Annotated in this window: 1 protein-coding gene (running past one end of the window); it reads left to right on the forward strand. The window is 70.2% G+C overall.

Features of this window, described 5'->3' with window-relative positions; translation table 11 throughout:
- Nucleotides 1-25,612: the 3' portion of a type I polyketide synthase gene (locus tag Q4V64_RS44510; protein WP_303714365.1), read on the forward strand. The gene continues 15,305 nt to the left of window position 1, outside the view; the window shows 25,612 of its 40,917 coding nt (coding positions 15,306-40,917); the start codon falls outside the window, past its left edge; its stop codon occupies nucleotides 25,610-25,612.
- The last annotated feature ends 63 nt before the right edge of the window (nucleotides 25,613-25,675 follow it).

A 25,675-nucleotide genomic window follows, 5' to 3' on the forward strand; every position in this document is an offset into this window, starting at 1 on the left:
GTTGATCGACCAGACGGGGTATGCGCAGCCGGCGATCTTCGCGGTGGAGGTGGCGTTGCATGCGCTGCTCTCGCACTGGGGTGTGCGCGCCGATGTGCTGGTGGGTCACTCGATTGGAGAGATCACGGCTGCGTACGTGGCCGGGGTTCTCAGCATTGCGGACGCGGCGGCGCTGGTCGTGGCGCGGGGGCGGTTGATGCAGGCGTTGCCGGCGGGCGGCGCGATGCTGGCGGTGGGTGCTTCGGAGGCGGAGGTGCGGGAGGCGTTCCCGGAGATCGACCTCGCGGCGGTGAACGGCCCGGCTGCGGTGGTGGTGTCGGGGCTTGTAGCAGAAGTGGAGCAGGTCGCCTCGCTGGCCGGTGAGCGGGGCTGGAAGACGAGCCGGCTGCGCACCAGTCACGCGTTCCACTCGCGTCTGATGGAGCCGATGCTCGCGGAGTTCCGCACGGTCGTGGAGACGCTGAGTTTTGCTGAGCCGATGCTCCCGGCGGTCTCTACGGTGACCGGCCGTCCTGTCGAGCCCGGGCAGTGGTCGGATCCGGGTTACTGGGTGGAGCAGGTCCGCCAGCCGGTCCGATTCGCTGACGCGCTCGATTCTCTCGACGGCATCGGCAGGTTTGTGGAGCTGGGCCCGGACGGTGTGCTGTCCGCCCTGGTCCAGGATCCGGAAGCGGTGGCCGTCCCCGTGCTGCGCCGGGAGCGGGATGAGGCCACTACCGCGCTGACCGCCCTGGCCACGCTGCACGTCCACGGGGTGGAGGTGGACTGGGCGCAGTTGTTCACTGGGGTGGAGCCGGTGGAGTTGCCCACGTATGCGTTCCAGCGTCAGCGGTATTGGCTGGAGTCGCGTCTGGAGAGGGCCGGTGTGGTCGATCCTGTGGATGCGGGGTTCTGGGAGACGGTTGCTCGGGGTGATCTGGCCGGGCTTGCCGCGGAGTTGGGTGTGGAGCCGAGTTCTCCGTTGGAGAGTGTGCTGCCGGCGTTGTCGTCGTGGCGGGCGCGGGGGCGGGAGCGTTCGCGGTTGGATGGCTGGCGTTACCACGTCAGTTGGAAGCCGGTTACCGACCTGGCCGAGCAGGCGCTTCGTGGCACCTGGGCGCTCATCGGCGACGACGGGTCTGGGACGAGCGATGCGTTGGGGCTCGCCGATGCTCTAACAGGGATCGGTGCCGAGGTCGTGGCTGTGCCCCTCGGTGACCGCGCCGAACTGGCCGTGCGTCTGCGCGAGCTGGAGTCCGCCGGGATCCTTGTGCACCCCACTGTTGCTCTCGCGGACGTACTGGCCGTGGTCCAAGCGCTGGCGGACGTCGAGAGCAGCGCGCCGCTGTGGCTGGTGACCCGGGGTGCGGTGTCCGTGGGACGGGCGGACGGTGCGCCGGATGTCGTACAGGCAGCGAAGTGGGGCCTGGGCCGCGTCGTCGGCCTCGAACACCCGGCCCGCTGGGGCGGCCTGCTCGATCTGCCGGAAACCCTCGACGGCCGGGCGGTCGCGCGGCTTGGGGCGGTGCTGGCAGGCGCTCTTGGCGCGGAGGATCAAGTGGCCATCCGTAGCGGTGGTGCCCTGGTCCGGCGGCTGGCAGCGGCCCCGGTCGTCGGCGGTGACACCTGGTGTCCGCGCGGCACCGTGCTGATCGGCGGTGGCACCGGAGGGCTCGGCACCCAGCTCGCGCGGTGGGCGGCCGCGAACGGGGCGGAGCGGCTGGTACTGGTCAGCCGACGTGGCCCCGATGCGCCCGGCGCGGCCACGCTGCTCGCCGAACTTCCTGACGCCGAAGCACACGCCTGCGATCTGTCCGATCGTGCTGCCGTCGAGGCTCTGCTCGCACGCATAGGTGCGGTCGACGCGGTCGTGCACGCCGCCGGCGTGGCTGAGGACGCCGAACTGATCGACGCCGACGCCGCGCACCTGAACCGGGTGCTGTCCGGCAAGGTGGACGGCGCCCTGCACCTGGACGCGCTGGTCGGCGACGTGGACGCGTTCGTGGTGTTCTCGTCGGTCGCCGGTGTTTGGGGCAGCGCTGAGCAGGCCGCCTACGCGGCGGCGAACGCGGCGTTGGACGCCGTGGTCGCCGGGCGCCGCGCCCGCGGCTTGTCCGGTACCGCAGTTGCCTGGGGGCCGTGGGCCGAGGTCGGCATGGCGGCCGAGGCCGAGGTAGCCGACCGGCTGCGGCGTCGGGGCCTCGCCCCGATGAGCCCGGCGCATGCGCTGACTGCGCTGGCGTTGGCTGTCGGGTCCGGGGACGAGGCGCTCACCGTTGCCGACGTACGGTGGGCGGACTTCCTGCCGGCTTATACCGCCATGCGGGCCCGGCCGTTCTTCGCGGACCTCCCGGACGCCCAGGCACTTGACACCCCGGCACCGCACGGCGGTTCCGTGGAGTCCGCATTCGCGCAGCGACTGGCTGGCATGACCGCTGCCGATCGGGAGCAGTTTGTCGCCGAGTTGGTGCGGGGGCAGGTGGCTGGGGTGTTGGGTCATGGGTCGGTGGAGGCGGTGGTGCCGGGGCGGGCGTTCAAGGATTTGGGTTTTGATTCGTTGACGGCGGTGGAGTTGCGGAATCGGTTGCGGGCGGTGACTGGTTTGGCTCTGCCGGCGACGCTGGTTTTCGATCATCCGAGTGCGGGTCGGCTTGCTGAGTTTTTGCTGAGTGAGGTGGTCGGTGGGGAGGTTGTTTCGGCGGGTGTGGGTGGTTCGGTTGTTTCGGTGGATGATGACCCGGTTGTGATTGTTGGGATGGGGGTGCGTTTGCCGGGTGGGGTGGAGACGCCTGAGGAGTACTGGGACCTAGTCGCTTCTGGCCGGGACGGTATCGGGGCGTTTCCGGCGGATCGTGGTTGGGATTTGGAGGCGCTTTATCATCCGGATCCGGAGCATGTGGGGACGTTTTATGCCCGTGAGGGTGGGTTCCTTTATGGTGCGGGTGATTTTGATGCGGGGTTGTTCGGGATTTCGCCGCGTGAGGCGTTGGCGATGGATCCGCAGCAGCGGTTGTTGTTGGAGATGTCGTGGGAGGCGTTGGAGCGGGGTGGGGTTGATCCGCTGGGTTTGCGGGGTGAGCCGGTGGGTGTGTTTGTCGGGGCCTCGTTCATGGGGTATGGGAACGGGCCGGGGGAGTCGGCCGATGGTGTTGAGGGCTATCTGCTGACGGGGACGGCGTCGTCGGTGTTGTCGGGGCGGGTGTCGTACTCGTTCGGGCTGGAGGGTCCGGCGGTGACGGTGGATACGGCGTGTTCGTCGTCGTTGGTGGCGTTGCATCTGGCGGTGCAGGCGTTGCGGGCGGGTGAGTGTTCGATGGCGCTGGTCGGCGGTGTCACCGTGATGCCGAACGCGGATGTGTTCGTGGAGTTCTCCCGGCAGCGGGGGCTTTCCCCGGACGGGCGGTGCAAGTCCTTCGGGGCGGCGGCCGATGGGACGGGCTGGTCCGAGGGCGCTGGCATGCTGTTGATCGAGCGGTTGTCCGATGCCCGGCGGTTGGGGCATGAGGTTCTTGCCGTCGTGCGGGGTACGGCGGTGAATCAGGATGGTGCGTCGAATGGGTTGACGGCGCCGAATGGTCCGTCGCAGCAGCGGGTGATTCGTGCGGCGTTGGCGTCTGCGGGGCTGGCCCCGCAGGATGTGGATGCGGTGGAGGCGCACGGCACCGGTACCACGCTGGGTGACCCGATCGAGGCGCAGGCACTCCTGGCAACCTACGGCCAGGATCGCTCGGGGAACCGGCCGTTGTGGCTGGGGTCGGTGAAGTCGAATATCGGTCATACCCAGGCGGCTGCGGGTGTGGCGGGGATCATCAAGATGGTCTTGGCGATGCGGCATGGGGTGTTGCCTGCGACGTTGCATGTGGATGAGGTGTCGCCGCATGTGGATTGGTCTGCGGGTCGTGTGGAGTTGTTGAGGTCGGCGCGGGCGTGGGAGGTGGGGGAGCGTCCGCGGCGGGCGGGTGTCTCGGCGTTCGGGGTCTCGGGCACGAACGCGCACGTCATCATCGAGGAGCCGCCGGTGGTGGAGCCTGTGGCCGGTCCGGCACCGTTGCCGGTGGTTCCGGTGGTGTTGTCGGGGGCGAGTGAGGAGGCGTTGCGGGCGCAGGCAGGGCGGTTCCGTTCTGTCGTGGGTGGTGATCTGTGGGCGTGGGGTGCGGCTGCCGCGCGGCGGCCGGCGTTGGCGCATCGGGCAGTGGTGTTGGCATCTGATGTGGACGTGTTGGCGGTTGGTCTTGATGCGGTGGCCTCCGGGAGTGGTGGTCTGGTCGGGGTGGCTGGGGCTGGTCGGGTCGGGTTCCTGTTTGCGGGTCAGGGGTCGCAGCGGGTGGGGATGGGCCGGGGTCTGTATGAGGTGTTCCCGGTGTTCGCGGATGCGTTTGATGAGGTGGCGTTGTATGTGGACGCGCATCTGGACCGGCCGTTGGTGGAGGTGTTGTCGGATGAGGGGTTGATCGACCAGACGGGGTATGCGCAGCCGGCGATCTTCGCGGTGGAGGTGGCGTTGCATGCGCTGCTCTCGCACTGGGGTGTGCGCGCCGATGTGCTGGTGGGTCACTCGATTGGAGAGATCACGGCTGCGTACGTGGCCGGGGTTCTCAGCATTGCGGACGCGGCGGCGCTGGTCGTGGCGCGGGGGCGGTTGATGCAGGCGTTGCCGGCGGGCGGCGCGATGCTGGCGGTGGGTGCTTCGGAGGCGGAGGTGCGGGAGGCGTTCCCGGAGATCGACCTCGCGGCGGTGAACGGCCCGGCTGCGGTGGTGGTGTCGGGGCTTGAGGCGGATGTGGAGCGGGCCGTTGCGGTGGCGGGTGAGCGGGGCTGGAAGACGAGCCGGTTGCGCACCAGTCACGCGTTCCACTCGCGTCTGATGGAGCCGATGCTCGCGGAGTTCCGCACGGTCGTGGAGACACTCACCTTCGCCGAGCCGACGCTCCCAGCTGTCTCCACGGTCACCGGCCGCCCTGTCGAGCCCGGTCAGTGGTCGGATCCGGGTTACTGGGTGGAGCAGGTCCGCCAGCCGGTCCGATTCGCCGACGCGCTCGATTCCCTCGACGGCATCGGCAGGTTTGTGGAGCTGGGCCCGGACGGTGTGCTGTCCGCCCTGGTCCAGGATCCGGAGGCGGTGGCCGTCCCCGTGCTGCGCCGGGAGCGGGATGAGGCCACCACCGCGCTGACCGCCCTGGCCACCCTGCACGTCCACGGCGCAGCGGCCGACTGGAAGGCCGTATACGCCGGAATCAGGGCCCGGCCGGTGACCCTGCCGACGTACCCGTTCCAGCGTCAGCGGTTCTGGCTGGAGACACGGCCGGAGAAAGGCGCCGTCGACCCGGTCGACGCGGGGTTCTGGTCCGCGGTCGACCGCGCCGACCTGCCCGCGCTCGCCGCGGAGCTGGGGGTCGAGACCGACGCCGTGGCGGGCGTGTTGCCGGCGCTGGCGTCGTGGCGGGCCCGGGGCCGGGAGCGGGCCCAGACCAACGGCTGGCGTTACCGCGTCACCTGGAAGCCGGTCACCGACCCCGGCCCGGCTCCGCTCGACGGCACCTGGTTGCTGCTCGGCGAGGACACCGCCACCCTGGCCGAGGCCCTGACCAGCCACGGCGCGACCATGTTGCGACTGGAGAACGGGGAGCGGGCCGAACTGGCCGACCAGTTGCGGGCGCTCGACACACCGATCACCGGCGTGCTAGCGCTGGCCGGGCCGCTCTCCGGGACGCTGGCTGTCGTTCAAGCGCTCGGTGACGCCGATGTCGTAGCGCCGCTGTGGCTGCTCACTCGCGGCGCGGTCACGGCCGGCGCCGCCGACCCGTTCGTTCACCCGCTTCAGATGGAGACCTGGGGCTTCGGACGGGTCGTCGGGCTGGAGCACCCCGACCGTTGGGGTGGTCTGATCGATCTCCCTGAGCGGCTCGACGCACGTGCGACCGCGCGTCTGGCCGCCGTGCTCGCCGGTCGGCTGGACGACGAGACCGAGATCGCCGTTCGCGGCGCCGGTCTGCTGGTCCGCCGTCTGACGTCGGCGCCGCAACGTTCCGGGAGTAGTTGGGAACCGCGTGGGACGGTCCTGGTCACCGGCGGCACGGGCGGCCTCGGTCGGCAGGTCGCCCGGTGGGCCGCCGAGCACGGTGCCGACCGCGTCGTGCTCGTCGGTCGGCGAGGGGCCGCGGCGGACGGCATCCGTGATCTGGTGGCGGAGTTCGACAAGGTCGAGGCGTACGCCTGCGACCTGACTGACCGTGACGCGGTCGCGACGCTGGTGCGGGAGTTCGACGACGTACCCGACCTGGCGATCGTGCACGCCGCCGGGGTGCTGGACGACGGCGTGATCGCGGCCCTCGACCCGGCCCGGCTCGACGCGGTGATGGCGAGCAAGGCCCGCGCGGCCTGGCAACTGCACGAACTCACCGCGCACCGGCCGCTCTCGGCGTTCGTGCTGTTCTCCTCGACCGCCGGCGTGTTCGGCAACCCGGGACAAGCCAACTACGCCGCCGCCAACGCCTCGCTCGACGCGCTCGCCGAGCACCGCGCGGCCCTGGGACTGCCCGCGACCTCGATCGCCTGGGGACCCTGGGCCGACGCCGGCATGATGGCCGGCCACGCGGGGTCGGCACAGTTCCGGCGTACCGGTTTCTCGCTGCTGCCCCCGGAGCCGGCGCTGGCCACCCTCGCGGCGGCGGTGGGCAGCGGCGAACCGACGGTGGTCGTCGCGGACGTGCGCTGGGAGCGTTTCGCCGCCGAGCTCGGAGCGGTCCGGTCGGCGTCGGTCCTGGCCGACCTGCCCGAGCTGCGTGCGTCGGGCCGGGAGGTGACGGTGACCGGTCGGCTGCCGCTGGCCGTGCGGCTGGCGGACCTTCCGCCCGCCGAGGCGCGCCGCACCGTCCTGACCGAGGTCCGCGACCAGGCCGCAGCCGTGCTCGGGCATGGATCCGCCGACGTGGTGACGGCCGACCGCTCGTTCCAGGAACTTGGATTCGACTCGCTGACCGCGATGGAGCTGCGGAACCGGCTGGCCGCGGCCACCGGGCTCGTCCTGCCCACGACGCTGATCTTCGACTACCCGGACGCCGAGCGGCTGACCACGTTCCTACTCGACCAGCTCGTCCGCCCCCTGTCCGAGGAGGCGCCGGCCGCTCTGGCCGCGTCGGCCACCGACGATCCGATCGTCATCGTCGGGCTGGCCTGTCGCTTCCCGGGCGGTGCCGACACTCCCGAGGCATTCTGGGACCTCCTGGCCTCCGGCACCGATGCGATGGGCGGCTTCCCCACCGATCGAGGCTGGGACCTGGACGCGCTCTACCACCCGGATCCCGGCCACCCCGGAACCACGTACACCAGCGAAGGCGGCTTCGTGTCCGCCGCACCCGAGTTCGATGCGGGGTTGTTCGGGATTTCGCCGCGTGAGGCGTTGGCAATGGATCCGCAGCAGCGGTTGTTGTTGGAGACGTCGTGGGAGGCGTTCGAGCGGGCGGGGATAGATCCGCTGTCGTTGCGGGGCGAGCAGGTCGGCGTGTTCGCCGGCACGAACGGCCAGGACTACGTTGCGCTGCTCGACGACGGGTTCGAGGACGTCGCGGGCTCTGCCGGGCATATCGGCACCGGCAACGCGGCGAGTGTGCTGTCCGGACGGGTCTCGTACACCTTCGGGCTGGAGGGTCCGGCGGTGACGGTGGATACGGCGTGTTCGTCGTCGTTGGTGGCGTTGCATCTGGCGGTGCAGGCACTGCGGTCGGGTGAGTGTTCGATGGCGCTGGTCGGCGGAGTCACCGTGATGACGACCCCGACAGCCTTCCTGGACTTCAGCCGCCAGCGCGGCTTGGCCGCCGACGGGCGGTGCAAGTCGTTCGCCGCCGACGCGGACGGCACCGCCTGGGGCGAGGGAGCCGGCGTGTTCGTGGTGGAGCGGTTGTCGTCGGCGCGGGCTGGGGGGCGTCGGGTGTTGGCGGTGGTGCGGGGTACGGCGGTGAATCAGGATGGTGCGTCGAATGGGTTGACGGCGCCGAATGGTCCGTCGCAGCAGCGGGTGATTCGTGCGGCGTTGGCGTCTGCGGGGCTGGCCCCGCAGGATGTGGATGCGGTGGAGGCGCATGGTACGGGGACGACGCTGGGTGATCCGATCGAGGCGCAGGCGTTGTTGGCGACTTATGGTCAAGGGCGGTCGGAGGAGCGGCCGTTGTGGCTGGGATCGGTGAAGTCGAACATCGGCCACACCCAGGCTGCTGCGGGCGCGGCCGGTGTACTGAAGATGGTGCTCGCGCTGCGGCACGAGACTCTGCCCGCGACGTTGCATGTGGACGAGGCGTCGCCGCATGTCGACTGGGTCTCCGGCGCAGTGTCACTGCTGACCGAGGCGCGGCCCTGGGCGAGCATTGGCCAGCCGCGTCGAGCCGGTGTGTCCTCATTTGGGATCAGCGGTACGAATGCGCACGTCATCCTTGAGGAGCCGCCGGCCGAGGAGGTGGTGGCCGGTCCGGCACGGTTGCCGGTGGTTCCGGTGGTGTTGTCGGGGGCGAGTGAGGAGGCGTTGCGGGCGCAGGCAGGGCGGTTCCGTTCTGTCGTGGGTGGTGATCTGTGGGCGTGGGGTGCGGCTGCCGCGCGGCGGCCGGCGTTGGCGCATCGGGCAGTGGTGTTGGCATCTGATGTGGACGTGTTGGCGGTTGGTCTTGATGCGGTGGCCTCCGGGAGTGGTGGTCTGGTCGGGGTGGCTGGGTCTGGTCGGGTCGGGTTCCTGTTTGCGGGTCAGGGGTCGCAGCGGGTGGGGATGGGCCGGGGTCTGTATGAGGTGTTCCCGGTGTTCGCGGATGCGTTTGATGAGGTGGCGTTGTATGTGGACGCGCATCTGGACCGGCCGTTGGCGGAGGTGCTCTGCGATGAGGGGTTGATCGACCAGACGGGGTATGCGCAGCCGGCGATCTTCGCGGTTGAGGTGGCGTTGCATGCGTTGTTGGTGCATTGGGGTGTGGTGCCGGATGTGATGGTTGGGCATTCGGTCGGTGAGATTGCGGCGGCGTATGGGGCGGGTGTGTTGTCGCTGGCGGATGCGGCGGCGTTGGTCGTGGCGCGGGGGCGGTTGATGCAGGCGTTGCCGTCCGGTGGGGCGATGTTGGCGGTGGGTGCTTCGGAGGCGGAGGTGCGGGAGGCGTTCCCGGAGATCGACCTCGCGGCGGTGAACGGCCCGGCTGCGGTGGTGGTGTCGGGGCTTGTAGCAGAAGTGGAGCAGGTCGCCTCGCTGGCCGGTGAGCGGGGCTGGAAGACGAGCCGGCTGCGCACCAGTCACGCGTTCCACTCGCGTCTGATGGAGCCGATGCTCGCGGAGTTCCGCACGGTCGTGGAGACGCTGAGTTTTGCTGAGCCGATGCTCCCGGCGGTCTCTACGGTGACCGGCCGTCCTGTCGAGCCCGGGCAGTGGTCGGATCCGGGTTACTGGGTGGAGCAGGTCCGCCAGCCGGTCCGATTCGCTGACGCGCTCGATTCTCTCGACGGCATCGGCAGGTTTGTGGAGCTGGGCCCGGACGGTGTGCTGTCCGCCCTGGTCCAGGATCCGGAAGCGGTGGCCGTCCCCGTGCTGCGCCGGGAGCGGGATGAGGCCACTACCGCGCTGACCGCTCTGGCCACCCTGCACGTCCACGGCGTAACGGTCGATTGGACGCAGTTGTTCGGCCAGGCCCGGAATGCTGATCTGCCGACGTACGCGTTCCAGCGAGAGCGGTTCTGGCCTGCCAAGAGGGCCACGCCCAGCGGCGACCGAGACCAGGACGGGTTCTGGGCGGCGGTCGAGAAGGGTGACGTCGGCACCTTGGCCGACCGACTCGGCGTGGAAGCCACCGCGCTGGCGAGCCTGGTCCCGGCGCTGGCCGCGTGGCACGCGCGGGGCCGGGAGCGATCGCTGCTCGACGGATGGCGCTACCGCGTCACTTGGAAGCCCGCCAACGCGGCCCCGGCACGGCTCACCGGGAACTGGGTGCTGGTCGGCGACGACAACTTTGGCCTCGCCGAGGTGCTTGCTGAACTCGGCGCGGACGTCACGGCAGTGCCGGCGGGCTCCCGCGCAGACCTGACGGCTCGGCTGGCGGGACTGGAAGCGGCCGGTGTTGTCTCGGTGCTCGGTTCGGTCGGTGAGACGCTGTCCCTGGTCCAGGCGTTGGTGGAGGTGGGGTGCCGGGCTCCGTTGTGGTTGGCAACGCGGGGTGCGGTGGTTGCGGGTCGTGCTGATGGTGTGGTGGATGTCCATCAGGCTGAATTGTGGGGCTTTGGGCGTGCGGTGGGGTTGGAGTATCCGGAGTTGTGGGGTGGTCTGCTGGATCTGCCTGGGGTGATCGATGGCCGGGCTGCGGGCCGGGTCGGGGCGGTGCTGGCGGGGGCGTTGGGGGCGGAGGATCAGGTCGCTGTACGCGGTGGTGGTGTTCTGGTGCGGCGTCTGGTGCATGCTCCGGCTTCGCGGGGTGAGGTGTGGCGGCCGTGTGGCACGGTGTTGATCACTGGGGGTACGGGTGGTCTGGGTGCTGAGGTGGCCCGCTGGGTGGCGGTCAATGGTGCTGAGCGGTTGGTGCTGGTTTCGCGGCGGGGTCTGGAGTCGCCCGGGGCGGCAGGGCTGCTTGCCGAGTTGCCGCATGCGGAGGTGCATGCGTGTGACATGGCTGACCGGGTGGCTGTGGAGGCTTTGCTGGCTGCGGTGGGTGAGGTCGATGCGGTGGTGCATGCGGCCGGTGTGGGTGAGGATGTCGCGTTGCGGGATGCGGACCAGGCGCATTTGGAGCGTGTGGTGCGTGGCAAGGTTGATGGGGCTTTGCATCTGGATGAGTTGGTGGGTGACGTGGATGCCTTTGTGGTGTTCTCGTCGATTTCGGGTGTGTGGGGCAGTGGTGAGCAGGCGGCTTATGGGGCTGCGAATGCGGCGTTGGATGCTTTGGTTGCGCGGCGTCGTGCGGTGGGGTTGTCGGGTACGGCTGTGGCGTGGGGTCCATGGGCTGAGGTCGGCATGGCTGCTGACAGTGCGGTGGCCAGTCAGTTGCGGCGTCGTGGACTGACTCCGATGGCTCCGGGTCGTGCGTTGGCGGCGTTGGCGGTGGCTGTTGGTTGCGGGGATGAGGCGCTTACGGTCGCGGACGTACGGTGGGCGGAGTTCTTGCCGTTGTTCACGGCGAGCCGGGCCAGGCCGCTTTTCGATGAGTTGCCGGAGGCGGCTGTGTTGGCTGTCGTGCCGGAGGTGGATTCCGGCTTGGCCGGTCGGTTGGCGCCGCTGTCTGGGGTGGAGCGGCGGCGGAGTGTGCTGGAGTTGGTGCGGGTTGAGGTTGCCGCGGTGTTGGGGCATGCCTCGGCGGAGGTGGTGGAGCCGGGGCGGGCGTTCAAGGATTTGGGTTTTGATTCGTTGACGGCGGTGGAGTTGCGGAATCGGTTGCGGGCCGCGACCGGGCTGGCGCTGCCGGCGACGCTGGCGTTCGACTATCCGAGCGCCGAACGGCTGGCCGGGTTCTTGCTCGAGGAGGTCGTCGGTGTGGACGCCCCGGAGCAGGTGGCCAAGGTCACGGCGGTGACCACCGAGGACCCGATCGTCATCGTGGGCATGGGCCTGCGTCTGCCTGGCGGGGTGGAGACGCCCGAGGAGTACTGGGACCTGGTCGCTTCCGGCCGGGACGGGATCGGGACCTTCCCGACGGACCGCGGCTGGGACCTGGAAGCCCTCTATCACCCCGACCCGGACCACGCGGGCACCTCGTATACCCGGCACGGCGGATTCCTCTATGGCGCGGCCGAGTTCGACGCCGAGTTGTTCGGGATTTCGCCGCGTGAGGCGTTGGCGATGGATCCGCAGCAGCGGTTGTTGTTGGAGACCTCGTGGGAGGCGTTGGAGCGGGGTGGGGTTGATCCGCTGGGTTTGCGGGGTGAGCCGGTGGGTGTGTTTGTCGGGGCCTCGTTCATGGGGTATGGGAACGGGCCGGGGGAGTCGGCCGATGGTGTTGAGGGCTATCTGCTGACGGGGACGGCGTCGTCGGTGTTGTCGGGGCGGGTGTCGTACTCGTTCGGGCTGGAGGGTCCGGCGGTGACGGTGGATACGGCGTGTTCGTCGTCGTTGGTGGCGTTGCATGTCGCCGTGCAGGCGTTGCGGGCGGGTGAGTGTTCGATGGCGCTGGTCGGCGGTGTCACCGTGATGCCGAACGCGGATGTGTTCGTGGAGTTCTCCCGGCAGCGGGGGCTTTCCCCGGACGGGCGGTGCAAGTCCTTCGGGGCGGCGGCCGATGGGACGGGCTGGTCCGAGGGCGCTGGCATGCTGTTGGTGGAGCGGTTGTCGTCGGCGCGGGCTGGGGGGCGTCGGGTGTTGGCGGTGGTGCGGGGTACGGCGGTGAATCAGGATGGTGCGTCGAATGGGTTGACGGCGCCGAATGGTCCGTCGCAGCAGCGGGTGATTCGTGCGGCGTTGGCGTCTGCGGGGCTGGCCCCGCAGGATGTGGATGCGGTGGAGGCGCACGGCACCGGTACCACGCTGGGTGACCCGATCGAGGCGCAGGCACTCCTGGCAACCTACGGCCAGGATCGCTCGGGGAACCGGCCGTTGTGGCTGGGGTCGGTGAAGTCGAATATCGGTCATACCCAGGCGGCTGCGGGTGTGGCCGGCATTGTGAAGATGGTCTTGGCGATGCGGCATGGGGTGTTGCCTGCGACGTTGCATGTGGATGAGGTGTCGCCGCATGTGGATTGGTCTGCGGGTCGTGTGGAGTTGTTGAGGTCGGCGCGGGCGTGGGAGGTGGGGGAGCGTCCGCGGCGGGCGGGTGTCTCGGCGTTCGGGGTCTCGGGCACGAACGCGCACGTCATCATCGAGGAGCCGCCGGTGGTGGAGCCGGTCGTGGCGGCGACGACGGGTGTGCGGTTGCCGGTGGTTCCGGTGGTGTTGTCGGGGGCGAGTGAGGAGGCGCTGCGCGCCCAGGCGCAGCGGCTGTGTGCGGTGGCGGACACAGATCTGCTTGGCGTCGGGCTTGAGTCGGTCCGTCGTGGGGCGTTGGCGCATCGGGCAGTGGTGTTGGCATCTGATGTGGACGTGTTGGCGGTTGGTCTTGATGCGGTGGCCTCCGGGAGTGGTGGTCTGGTCGGGGTGGCTGGGGCTGGTCGGGTCGGGTTCCTGTTTGCGGGTCAGGGGTCGCAGCGGGTGGGGATGGGCCGGGGTCTGTATGAGGTGTTCCCGGTGTTCGCGGATGCGTTTGATGAGGTGGCGTTGTATGTGGACGCGCATCTGGACCGGCCGTTGGTGGAGGTGTTGTCGGATGAGGGGTTGATCGACCAGACGGGGTATGCGCAGCCGGCGATCTTCGCGGTGGAGGTGGCGTTGCATGCGCTGCTCTCGCACTGGGGTGTGCGCGCCGATGTGCTGGTGGGTCACTCGATTGGAGAGATCACGGCTGCGTACGTGGCCGGGGTTCTCAGCATTGCGGACGCGGCGGCGCTGGTCGTGGCGCGGGGGCGGTTGATGCAGGCGTTGCCGGCGGGCGGCGCGATGCTGGCGGTGGGTGCTTCGGAGGCGGAGGTGCGGGAGGCGTTCCCGGAGATCGACCTCGCGGCGGTGAACGGCCCGGCTGCGGTGGTGGTGTCGGGGCTTGTAGCAGAAGTGGAGCAGGTCGCCTCGCTGGCCGGTGAGCGGGGCTGGAAGACGAGCCGGCTGCGCACCAGTCACGCGTTCCACTCGCGTCTGATGGAGCCGATGCTCGCGGAGTTCCGCACGGTCGTGGAGACGCTGAGTTTTGCTGAGCCGATGCTCCCGGCGGTCTCTACGGTGACCGGCCGTCCTGTCGAGCCCGGGCAGTGGTCGGATCCGGGTTACTGGGTGGAGCAGGTCCGCCAGCCGGTCCGATTCGCTGACGCGCTCGATTCTCTCGACGGCATCGGCAGGTTTGTGGAGCTGGGCCCGGACGGTGTGCTGTCCGCCCTGGTCCAGGATCCGGAAGCGGTGGCCGTCCCCGTGCTGCGCCGGGAGCGGGATGAGGCCACTACCGCGCTGACCGCCCTGGCCACGCTGCACGTCCACGGGGTGGAGGTGGACTGGGCGCAGTTGTTCACTGGGGTGGAGCCGGTGGAGTTGCCCACGTATGCGTTCCAGCGTCAGCGGTATTGGCTGGAGTCGCGTCTGGAGAGGGCCGGTGTGGTCGATCCTGTGGATGCGGGGTTCTGGGAGACGGTTGCTCGGGGTGATCTGGCCGGGCTTGCCGCGGAGTTGGGTGTGGAGCCGAGTTCTCCGTTGGAGAGTGTGCTGCCGGCGTTGTCGTCGTGGCGGGCGCGGGGGCGGGAGCGTTCGCGGTTGGATGGCTGGCGTTACCACGTCAGTTGGAAGCCGGTTACCGACCTGGCCGAGCAGGCGCTTCGTGGCACCTGGGCGCTCATCGGCGACGACTCGGTCGGACTCGCCACGGCCCTGACCAGCCAGGGTGCTCATGTCCTGACAATCGGAACGGCCGAGCGACCTGTGCTGGCGGAGCGGCTGCGGGCACTGGACGGTCCGGTCGCCGGCGTGGTGAGCCTTGCCGCGCTTGAGGACGCGCCGCTGCTCGACTCCCTCGCCGTCGTCCAGGCTTACCTGGACGCTGAGTTGGCCGCACCGCTTTGGCTGGTCACCCAGGGCGCGGTGTCCGTAGGCCGCGCGGCCGCGCCGACCAGCCCGATCCAGGCACAGCTCTGGGGCTTTGGGCGTGCGGTGGGGTTGGAGCATCCGGAGTTGTGGGGTGGGTTGCTGGATCTGCCGGCTGAGTTGGACCAGCGTGCGGTGGTGCGGGTCGGGGCGGTGCTGGCGGGGGCGTTGGGGGCGGAGGATCAGGTCGCTGTACGCGGTGGTGGTGTTCTGGTGCGGCGTCTGGTGCATGCTCCGGCTTCGCGGGGTGAGGTGTGGCGGCCGTGTGGCACGGTGTTGATCACTGGGGGTACGGGTGGTCTGGGTGCTGAGGTGGCCCGCTGGGTGGCGGTCAATGGTGCTGAGCGGTTGGTGCTGGTTTCGCGGCGGGGTCTGGAGTCGCCCGGGGCGGCAGGGCTGCTTGCCGAGTTGCCGCATGCGGAGGTGCATGCGTGTGACATGGCTGACCGGGTGGCTGTGGAGGCTTTGCTGGCTGCGGTGGGTGAGGTCGATGCGGTGGTGCATGCGGCCGGTGTGGGTGAGGATGTCGCGTTGCGGGATGCGGACCAGGCGCATTTGGAGCGTGTGGTGCGTGGCAAGGTTGATGGGGCTTTGCATCTGGATGAGTTGGTGGGTGACGTGGATGCCTTTGTGGTGTTCTCGTCGATTTCGGGTGTGTGGGGCAGTGGTGAGCAGGCGGCTTATGGGGCTGCGAATGCGGCGTTGGATGCTTTGGTTGCGCGGCGTCGTGCGGTGGGGTTGTCGGGTACGGCTGTGGCGTGGGGTCCGTGGGCTGAGGTCGGCATGGCTGCTGACAGTGCGGTGGCCAGTCAGTTGCGGCGTCGTGGACTGACTCCGATGGCTCCGGGTCGTGCGTTGGCGGCGTTGGCGGTGGCTGTTGGTTGCGGGGATGAGGCGCTTACGGTCGCGGACGTACGGTGGGCGGAGTTCTTGCCGTTGTTCACGGCGAGCCGGGCCAGGCCGCTTTTCGATGAGTTGCCGGAGGCGGCTGTGTTGGCTGTCGTGCCGGAGGTGGATTCCGGCTTGGCCGGTCGGTTGGCGCCGCTGTCTGGGGTGGAGCGGCGGCGGAGTGTGCTGGAGTTGGTGCGGGTTGAGGTTGCCGCGGTGTTGGGGCATGCCTCGGCGGAGGTGGTGGAGCCGGGGCGGGCGTTCAAGGATTTGGGTTTTGATTCGTTGACGGCGGTGGAGTTGCGGAATCGGTTGCGGGCGGTGACTGGTTTGGCTCTGCCGGCGACGCTGGTTTTCGATCATCCGAGTGCGGGTCGGCTTGCTGAGTTTTTGCTGAGTGAGGTGGTCGGTGGGGAGGTTGTTTCGGCGGGTGTGGGTGGTTCGGTTGTTTCGGTGGATGATGACCCGGTTGTGATTGTTGGGATGGGGGTGCGTTTGCCGGGTGGGGTGGAGACGCCTGAGGAGTACTGGGACCTAGTCGCTTCTGGCCGGGACGGTATCGGGGCGTTTCCGGCGGATCGTGGTTGGGATTTGGAGGGGCTTTATCATCCGGATCCGGAGCATGTGGGGACGTTTTATGCCCGGCACGGCGGATTCCTCTATGGCGCGGCCGAGTTCGACGCCGAGTTGTTCGGGATTTCGCCGCGTGAGGCGTTGGCGATGGATCCGCAGCAGCGGTTGTTGTTGGAGACCTCGTGGGAGGCGTTGGAGCGGGGTGGGGTTGATCCGCTGGGTTTGCGGGGTGAGCCGGTGGGTGTGTTTGTCGGGGCCTCGTTCATGGGGTATGGGAACGGGCCGGGGGAGTCGGCCGATGGTGTTGAGGGCTATCTGCTGACGGGGACGGCGTCGTCGGTGTTGTCGGGGCGGGTGTCGTACTCGTTCGGGCTGGAGGGTCCGGCGGTGACGGTGGATACGGCGTGTTCGTCGTCGTTGGTGGCGTTGCATGTCGCCGTGCAGGCGTTGCGGGCGGGTGAGTGTTCGATGGCGCTGGTCGGCGGTGTCACCGTGATGCCGAACGCGGATGTGTTCGTGGAGTTCTCCCGGCAGCGGGGGCTTTCCCCGGACGGGCGGTGCAAGTCCTTCGGGGCGGCGGCCGATGGGACGGGCTGGTCCGAGGGCGCTGGCATGCTGTTGATCGAGCGGTTGTCCGATGCCCGGCGGTTGGGGCATGAGGTTCTTGCCGTCGTGCGGGGTACGGCGGTGAATCAGGATGGTGCGTCGAATGGGTTGACGGCGCCGAATGGTCCGTCGCAGCAGCGGGTGATTCGTGCGGCGTTGGCGTCTGCGGGGCTGGCCCCGCAGGATGTGGATGCGGTGGAGGCGCACGGCACCGGTACCACGCTGGGTGACCCGATCGAGGCGCAGGCACTCCTGGCAACCTACGGCCAGGATCGCTCGGGGAACCGGCCGTTGTGGCTGGGGTCGGTGAAGTCGAATATCGGTCATACCCAGGCGGCTGCGGGTGTGGCCGGCATTGTGAAGATGGTCTTGGCGATGCGGCATGGGGTGTTGCCTGCGACGTTGCATGTGGATGAGGTGTCGCCGCATGTGGATTGGTCTGCGGGTCGTGTGGAGTTGTTGAGGTCGGCGCGGGCGTGGGAGGTGGGGGAGCGTCCGCGGCGGGCGGGTGTCTCGGCGTTCGGGGTCTCGGGCACGAACGCGCACGTCATCATCGAGGAGCCGCCGGTGGTGGAGCCTGTGGCCGGTCCGGCACCGTTGCCGGTGGTTCCGGTGGTGTTGTCGGGGGCGAGTGAGGAGGCGTTGCGGGCGCAGGCAGGGCGGTTCCGTTCTGTCGTGGGTGGTGATCTGTGGGCGTGGGGTGCGGCTGCCGCGCGGCGGCCGGCGTTGGCGCATCGGGCAGTGGTGTTGGCATCTGATGTGGACGTGTTGGCGGTTGGTCTTGATGCGGTGGCCTCCGGGAGTGGTGGTCTGGTCGGGGTGGCTGGGGCTGGTCGGGTCGGGTTCCTGTTTGCGGGTCAGGGGTCGCAGCGGGTGGGGATGGGCCGGGGTCTGTATGAGGTGTTCCCGGTGTTCGCGGATGCGTTTGATGAGGTGGCGTTGTATGTGGACGCGCATCTGGACCGGCCGTTGGCGGAGGTGCTCTGCGATGAGGGGTTGATCGACCAGACCGGGTGGGCGCAGCCTGCGATCTTCGCGGTGGAGGTGGCGCTGCTGGCGTTGGTGCGGTCCTGGGGTGTGGAGCCTGACGTCGTCGCGGGCCACTCGATCGGCGAGATCACGGCTGCCTACGCGGCTGGGGTCCTGAGCCTTGCGGATGCGGTGGCGCTGGTCGCGGCTCGGGGCCGGTTGATGCAGGCGTTGCCGTCCGGTGGGGCGATGATGGCGGTGGGTGCCTCGGAGGCGGAGGTGCGGGAGGCGTTCCCGGACATCGACATCGCGGCGGTGAACGGCCCGGCTGCGGTGGTCGTGTCGGGGCTTGAAGCAGAAGTCGAGCAGGTCGCCTCACTGGCCGGTGAGCGGGGCTGGAAGACCAACCGGTTGCGTACGAGCCACGCGTTCCACTCGCGTCTGATGGAGCCGATGCTCGCCGAGTTCCGCACGGTCGCAGAGACACTCACCTTCGCCGAGCCGACGCTCCCAGCTGTCTCCACGGTCACCGGCCGCCCTGTCGAGCCCGGCCAGTGGTCGGATCCGGGTTACTGGGTGGAGCAGGTCCGCCAGCCGGTCCGATTCGCCGACGCGCTCGATTCCCTCGACGGCATCGGCAGGTTCCTGGAGCTGGGCCCGGACGGCGTCCTGTCGGCCCTGGTCCACGACCCGCAAGCGGTGGCCGTCCCGATGCTGCGCCGCGACCGCGACGAGGCCACTACCGCGCTGACTGCTCTGGCCACCCTGCACGTCCACGGCGCAACGGCCGACTGGACGCAACTGTTCACCGGGGCGGAGGCGGCCGAACTGCCCACCTACGCGTTCCAGCGCCGCCGGTACTGGCTGGAACCCCGGCCGGAGAAGACCGGTGCCGCCGTCGATCCCGTCGAGGCGAGCTTCTGGAACCGTATCGAGCAGGGCGACCTGCCGGGCCTGTCCACGCAACTCGGCGTCGCGGAGACCGCCCTCGAAGGCGTCCTCCCGGCACTCGCCAGCTGGCGGGCGCAGGGTCGCGAGCGCTCCACGCTGGACGGCTGGCGCTACCAGGTCACCTGGGAGAGAGTCCCGGAGCCTGGAGCCGCGCGCCTGTCGGGCACCTGGGTGCTGGTCGGCGACGCCCCGCTCTCCGCCGTACTGGAGCCTCACGGCGCCACGGTCGTCGCAGTGCCGTCGGGACCGAGGGCGGAGCTGGCCGCCCGCCTGAATGGCCTGGACGTCACAGGCGTCGTAGCGGCCCCGGAGTCCTTGGAAGAAGCGCTGGAGCTGGTCCAGGCGATGACCGACACAGCGAGCGGCGCCCTGTTGTGGTTGGTGACGCGGGGTGCGGTGGCCACGGGCCGGGCGGATGGCGCGGTGGATGTACGGCAGGCACAGCTCTGGGGCTTTGGGCGTGCGGTGGGGTTGGAGTATCCGGAGTTGTGGGGTGGTCTGCTGGATCTGCCTGGGGTGATCGATGGCCGGGCTGCGGGCCGGGTCGGGGCGGTGCTGGCGGGGGCGTTGGGGGCGGAGGATCAGGTCGCTGTACGCGGTGGTGGTGTTCTGGTGCGGCGTCTGGTGCATGCTCCGGCTTCGCGGGGTGAGGTGTGGCGGCCGTGTGGCACGGTGTTGATCACTGGGGGTACGGGTGGTCTGGGTGCTGAGGTGGCCCGCTGGGTGGCGGTCAATGGTGCTGAGCGGTTGGTGCTGGTTTCGCGGCGGGGTCTGGAGTCGCCCGGGGCGGCAGGGCTGCTTGCCGAGTTGCCGCATGCGGAGGTGCATGCGTGTGACATGGCTGACCGGGTGGCTGTGGAGGCTTTGCTGGCTGCGGTGGGTGAGGTCGATGCGGTGGTGCATGCGGCCGGTGTGGGTGAGGATGTCGCGTTGCGGGATGCGGACCAGGCGCATTTGGAGCGTGTGGTGCGTGGCAAGGTTGATGGGGCTTTGCATCTGGATGAGTTGGTGGGTGACGTGGATGCCTTTGTGGTGTTCTCGTCGATTTCGGGTGTGTGGGGCAGTGGTGAGCAGGCGGCTTATGGGGCTGCGAATGCGGCGTTGGATGCTTTGGTTGCGCGGCGTCGTGCGGTGGGGTTGTCGGGTACGGCTGTGGCGTGGGGTCCGTGGGCTGAGGTCGGCATGGCTGCTGACAGTGCGGTGGCCAGTCAGTTGCGGCGTCGTGGACTGACTCCGATGGCTCCGGGTCGTGCGTTGGCGGCGTTGGCGGTGGCTGTTGGTTGCGGGGATGAGGCGCTTACGGTCGCGGACGTACGGTGGGCGGAGTTCTTGCCGTTGTTCACGGCGAGCCGGGCCAGGCCGCTTTTCGATGAGTTGCCGGAGGCGGCTGTGTTGGCTGTCGTGCCGGAGGTGGATTCCGGCTTGGCCGGTCGGTTGGCGCCGCTGTCTGGGGTGGAGCGGCGGCGGAGTGTGCTGGAGTTGGTGCGGGTTGAGGTTGCCGCGGTGTTGGGGCATGCCTCGGCGGAGGTGGTGGAGCCGGGGCGGGCGTTCAAGGATTTGGGTTTTGATTCGTTGACGGCGGTGGAGTTGCGGAATCGGTTGCGGGCCGCGACCGGGCTGGCGCTGCCGGCGACGCTGGCGTTCGACTATCCGAGCGCCGAACGGCTGGCCGGGTTCTTGCTCGAGGAGGTCGTCGGTGTGGACGCCCCGGAGCAGGTGGCCAAGGTCACGGCGGTGACCACCGAGGACCCGATCGTCATCGTGGGCATGGGCCTGCGTCTGCCTGGCGGGGTGGAGACGCCCGAGGAGTACTGGGACCTGGTCGCTTCCGGCCGGGACGGGATCGGGACCTTCCCGACGGACCGCGGCTGGGACCTGGAAGCCCTCTATCACCCCGACCCGGACCACGCGGGCACCTCGTATACCCGGCACGGCGGATTCCTCTATGGCGCGGCCGAGTTCGACGCCGAGTTGTTCGGGATTTCGCCGCGTGAGGCGTTGGCGATGGATCCGCAGCAGCGGTTGTTGTTGGAGACCTCGTGGGAGGCGTTCGAGGCGGCCAAGGTCAATCCGCTCGCCCTGCGCGGCGAGCCGGTCGGCGTGTTCGTCGGCGCCTCGTTCATGGGGTACGGGAACGGACCGGGCGAGTCCGTGGACGGTCTTGAGGGATACATGCTCACCGGTACCGCCTCGTCGGTGATGTCCGGTCGGGTCGCCTACACCTTCGGCCTGGAGGGGCCGACGGTCACCGTCGACACGGCGTGTTCGTCGTCGCTGGTCGCGTTGCATCTCGCCGCGCAGGCATTGCGGGCGGGTGAGTGCTCGATGGCGCTGGTCGGCGGCGTCACCGTGATGCCGAACGCGGATGTGTTCGTGGAGTTCTCCCGGCAGCGGGGGCTTTCCCCGGACGGCCGGTGCAAGTCCTTCGCGGCGGCGGCCGACGGCACCGGCTGGTCCGAGGGCGCCGGCATGCTGCTGATCGAGCGGCTGTCCGATGCCCGGCGGCTCGGTCACGAGATTCTCGCCGTCGTGCGGGGTACGGCAGTCAACCAGGACGGGGCGTCGAACGGGCTGACGGCGCCGAACGGCCCGTCGCAACAGCGGGTCATCCGGGCCGCGCTAGCCAACGCCGGCCTGACCTCCCAGGACGTCGACGCGGTTGAGGCCCACGGCACCGGTACCACGCTGGGTGACCCGATCGAGGCGCAGGCACTCCTGGCAACCTACGGCCAGGATCGCTCGGAGAACCGGCCGCTGTGGCTTGGCTCGGTGAAGTCGAACATCGGACACACTCAGGCCGCGGCAGGCGTGGCCGGCATCGCGAAGATGGTCCTGGCTCTGCGACACGAACTGCTGCCCGGGACGCTGCACGTCGACGAGGCTTCCCCGCATGTCGACTGGACTGTGGGGGCGGTCTCGCTGCTGACGGAGGCACAGCCGTGGCCGGCCGGGACCCGGCCGCGCCGCGCGGGCGTGTCCGCCTTCGGCGTCAGCGGGACGAACGCCCACGTGGTCCTCGAAGAAGCGCCCGCACCGGAGGACCCGGCAGCCGTCTCGGCGTTGCCGGTCGTGCCGGTGCCGCTCGCCGGACACACCGAGGAGGCCCTGCGGGCGCAGGCGCAGCGGCTTCGGACCGTCGCCGACCAGGATCTCCGCGCGCTCGCCGCGGCGGCGATCCGGCGCCCGGCCCTGGCCCACCGGGCGGTCGTACTCGCGGCCGACCGGGATGCGCTCCTCAGCGGCTTGGACGCGATCGCGTCAGGGACCGGCGGCCTGACCGGGGTGGCACGCCCCGGTCGAGTCGGATTCCTCTTCTCCGGTCAGGGGTCGCAGCGGGTGGCGATGGGCCAGGGCCTGTATGCGGCGTTCCCTGTGTTCGCGGACGCGTTCGACGAGGTGGCGTCCCATGTGGACGCGCATCTGGACCAGCCGCTGATGGACGTGCTCTCCGACGAGGGGCTGATCGGCCAGACGGGGTACGCCCAGCCGGCGATCTTCGCGGTGGAGGTGGCGTTGCATGCGCTGCTCTCGCACTGGGGCGTGGTGCCGGACGTTGTCGCGGGCCACTCGATCGGCGAGATCGCCGCTGCCTACGCCGCCGGGGTCTTGAGCCTTGCGGACGCGGCGGCGCTGGTCGTGGCCCGGGGACGGTTGATGCAGGCGTTGCCGGCGGGCGGCGCGATGCTGGCGGTCGGCGCCTCCGAGGCGGAGGTGCGGGAGGCGTTCGCGGACATCGACATCGCGGCGGTGAACGCGCCGCAGTCAGTTGTGGTGTCCGGAGCCGAGATCGACATCGAACAGATCGCAGCCGTCGCGCGGGAGCGGGGCTGGAAGATCAACCAGCTGCGCACCAGTCACGCGTTCCACTCGCGTCTGATGGAGCCGATGCTCGCGGAGTTCCGCACGGTCGTGGAGACACTCACCTTCGGCGAGCCGACGCTCCCAGCTGTCTCCACGGTCACCGGTCGCCCCGTCGAGCCCGGTCAGTGGTCGGATCCGGGTTACTGGGTGGAGCAGGTCCGTCAGCCGGTCCGATTCGCCGACGCCCTTGATTCCCTGGACAGCCTGCACGGCCTGGACGGCATCAGCCGGTTCCTGGAACTGGGCCCGGACGGCGTCCTGTCGGCCCTGGTCCACGACCCGCAAGCGGTGGCCGTCCCGATGCTGCGCCGCGACCGCGACGAGGCCACCACCGCGCTGACCGCTCTGGCCACCCTGCACGTCCACGGCGCAACGGCCGACTGGACCGCGCTGCACCAGGGCGTCCGGCCGGTGACGCTGCCGACGTACGCCTTCCAGCGCCGGCGGTACTGGATCACGCCGGCCCGCAGTGCCGGAGACCTGAGCGCGGCCGGGCTCGCGGCCGCCGACCACCCCCTGCTCGCCGCGGTCGTGCCGCTGGTCGACGGAGACGGAGTGGTGCTCACCGGCCGGCTCTCGCAGCGCACCCAGCCCTGGCTCGCCGACCACGTCGTCACCGGCGCGGCGCTGCTGCCGGGGACCGCGCTGCTGGAGCTCGCGATGCAGGCCGCCCACCAGGTCGGCTGCGACATCGTCGAGGAGCTGACGCTGCACGCGCCGCTCGTCGTCCCGGAGCGCACCGCGATCCAGCTCCAGGTGACGGTGGACGGCCCCGACGAGCGGGGCCACCGGGCCTTGCGGATCCACTCCCGTGACGAGAGCGGCGGCGACTGGCAGCACCACGGCACCGGCAGCCTCGCGCCGACCGGCGCGGCAGTCGGACCGGTCATGGGCTCCTGGCCGCCCGTGGATGCCACGCCGGTGCCGCTCGACGGCTTCTACGCCGGACTCCGGGACCTCGGCCTGGACTACGGACCGGCGTTCCAGGCCCTGCAGGCGGTCTGGCGGCATGGCGACGACCTGTTCGCCGAGGTGGTCCTCGACGACGACCGGCAGCGGGAGGCATCCCGATTCGGCGCGCATCCCGCTCTGGTCGACGCGGCGCTGCACGCGCTGAGCCTGGCAGGCGACGGCGACGGCGACGGCGACGGCGGTGACGGGGCGGCCCGGCTGCCGTTCAGCTGGTCGGACGTGACCCTGTATGCCACCGGCGCGGACCGGCTGCGGGTCCGGCTCAGCCCGGCCGGCAACGACGCCGTGCGGCTCGAGGCGTTCACCGCGGAGGGACAAGTCGTACTCACGGTCGGGTCGCTGGTGCTGCGGCCGGTTCCCTCCACCAGGCCCGGCGCGACCGACCTGTTCGCGCTCGGATGGGAGCGGGTGCCGATGCCCTCCGCGCCGACCGCTTCGCCGGCGGCGGCCGGCTGGGCGGTGCTCGGCGAGCCGCTGCCGGAACTGCCCGGCGTGCCCGCGCGGGACACCCTCGGCGCTCCGGTCGTGCTCTTGGCCGTCGGCGGTGTCGGGGCCGAAGAGGTCGGTGTCGCGGCCGAGGAGGTCGCCGAGGCGACGCACACCGAGACGCGCCGGGTGCTGGAGATCCTGCAGCACTCGCTTGCCACCGACTCCCGCTTGGTGGTGCTGACCCGGAACGCGGTCCTGCCGGAACGCGGCGGTGTCGACCTCGTCGGCGCGGCCGTCTGGGGGCTGATCCGCACCGCCCAGCAGGAGAACCCCGACCGGTTCCTGCTGGTCGACCTCGACGACGATGCCGCGTCCTGGTCGGCTCTGCCGGCCGCGCCGGCCTCCGGCGAGCCCCAGCTGGCGATCCGTGGAGGCATGCTGTTCGCGCCACGGCTGGAGCGCACCTCGGCAGGCACCGAAGCGGCCGATCCGGCGTCCGGGCAGTTCGGCGCGGGCACCGCGCTGATCACCGGTGGGTCTGGCGCGCTCGCCGGCCAGGTGGCGCGGCATCTCGTCGCCTCCCACGGAGTCGACCGGCTGGTCCTGGTCAGCCGCACCGGCGGCGGGCAGGCGCTCGCCGAGGAACTCCGCGCGGAGGGCGCCAAGGTCACGCTCGCGGCGGCCGACGTGGCCGACCGGGCCGCGCTGGCGGCCGTGCTCGCCGAGATCCCCGCGGAGCATCCGCTGACCGCTGTCGTGCACACCGCCGGCGTCCTGGCCGACGGGATCATCGAGCGGATGACGCCCGGTCAGCTCGACCGCGTACTGCGCCCCAAGGCGGACGGCGCGCTGCACCTGCACGAGCTGACCCGCGACCTGGACCTGTCGGCGTTCGTGCTGTTCTCGTCCGCGTCGGCGGCCTTCGGCACGCCGGGCCAGGGGAACTACGCGGCGGCCAACGCGTTCCTCGACGCGCTCGCCCAGCACCGCCGGGCGCTCGGCCTGCCGGGACAGGCGCTGGCCTGGGGGCCGTGGGCCGACGGCGGCATGGCCGGTGACCTGGAGGAGACCGACCGGCAGCGGATGGCCAGGGCAGGCGTGCTGCCGTTCGACGCCGAGTCCGGGCTCGCGGCGTTCGACGCGGCCGTGGCCGCGCCGGCGACGCCGGTCGTGGCGATCCGGCTCGACCTGGCGGCCGTACGGGAGGCCGGGGAGATTCCGCCGCTGCTGCGCGGCCTGGTCCGGCGGCCCAAGGCCAGGGCCGTTGCTCCCGTGGCGGCGGTGCCGGTCACCCAGCGGCTGGCGGCGCTGCCGCGGGAAGGCCAACTCGGGCTGCTGCTGGACCTGGTGCACAGCCACGCGGTGACCGTGCTGGGCCACGCGGACGACCAGTCGATCGAGCCCACTCGCGGCTTCCTCGACCTGGGCTTCGACTCGCTCACCGCGGTCGAGCTGCGCAACGGCCTGGCCGCGGCGACCGGCCTGCGCCTGCCCGCGACGGTAATCTTCGACCACCCGACCCCCGGTGACCTGGCCGAGCACCTCCGCGAGCAGCTTGCCCCGGCGGCTCCGCCTATGCCCGCTCTCGCCGAGCTCGACCGGTTCGAGGCCGCGCTGACCACCGACGGGCTCGACCCGGCGGTCCGCGACCAGATCGCCGGCCGGCTCCATAAGCTGCTCGCGGGCTGGCAGTCGGCCGAGGCCGACACGGTCGCCGACCAGTTGGACGATGCCAGCGACGAGGAGATGTTCGCCTTCATCGACAACGAGCTGGGTCTGTAGCCGAGAGAGTCGCCAGAACCGACAGTCAGAGCCGACAACGGCACTAAGGGAGTCGTAGGGGTA

It is taken from the genome of Streptomyces sp. NL15-2K, from assembly GCF_030551255.1.
GTDB lineage: Bacteria > Actinomycetota > Actinomycetes > Streptomycetales > Streptomycetaceae > Streptomyces.